This window comes from Staphylococcus sp. HMSC13A10 (genome assembly GCF_001808005.1).
In the GTDB taxonomy this organism is placed as follows: Bacteria; Bacillota; Bacilli; order Staphylococcales; family Staphylococcaceae; genus Staphylococcus; species Staphylococcus pasteuri.
The window spans coordinates 1-898 of record NZ_KV791825.1; the positions used below are offsets into that span (position 1 = coordinate 1).

The 898-nt window shown below is 27.6% G+C and carries 1 pseudogene; it reads left to right on the plus strand.

Features of this window, described 5'->3' with window-relative positions:
- Window positions 1–428 (plus strand): annotated as a pseudogene (locus HMPREF3125_RS12935) (mobilization protein); the annotation flags it as partial.
- Window positions 429–898 lie beyond the last annotated feature (470 nt).

An 898-nucleotide genomic window follows, 5' to 3' on the forward strand; every position in this document is an offset into this window, starting at 1 on the left:
AGACCACGGCCTCGAACTTTAATCAAGCAACTCAAACGAACGAAAAACGATTTATGAGTGCAGCGAGACATTATGTACAACGCATTGATACTGATAATTTAAAACAAGATTTTGAACAAGCGATACAAAAAGAATTCAATGACGTAAAAACAGAAACACAAAACATGGTTAAAGAAATGAAAAGCAATCAAGCAGACCTTCAAAAAGCGAATAGCGAATATAAAAAGACAATAGATGAGCGAATTAAAAACAACGAAACAGCTTTTAAACAATATGATCAAGCATTTAATCGTTTAACCAAAGGGATTACTGTTATGTTTTTCATTTTTGCTTTAACTATGGTCGCATTTTTAGTCTTAAATTCCTTAGGTGACTTGTTAGGTGTTCATCATTTTTACGAATGGATTAACTATGTATTAAAAACCTAGCATTCAGCATGGCGTTATTTTATTCTTTTACTTTATCTTGTCCCTTATCTCTTATTTGGATTGCTTATATATACCATTTTAAGAGCGTATAAGAGTATTTAATTAATAAGTATATAATTCAGGATAAAGATGCTATATAAAGCTTAAATTAGGCTTAAAATAAAAAAGTTTCTATCAGAAATGAAATCTTGTTTCTGATAGTAACTTTTTTAACACTTCATATAAATCAAGTAATAAACTAGGTATATGTGATTATAACAAAAAAGCTTATGTACATTTGTGTTGTGTACATGAGCTAAAAAAACAAAGAAATTTTACCTGTCAAACTATGTCAATTTTAACATTATATGCTAAAAATGTCTTCTAAAATTGATTTTAACGACAAAATGTTTTTGTCGTTACTTTTAATAGTTTGTGTATTAATTAATATATATTATTATTATGCCGAGAAAATTTATTGTGCATTGAGA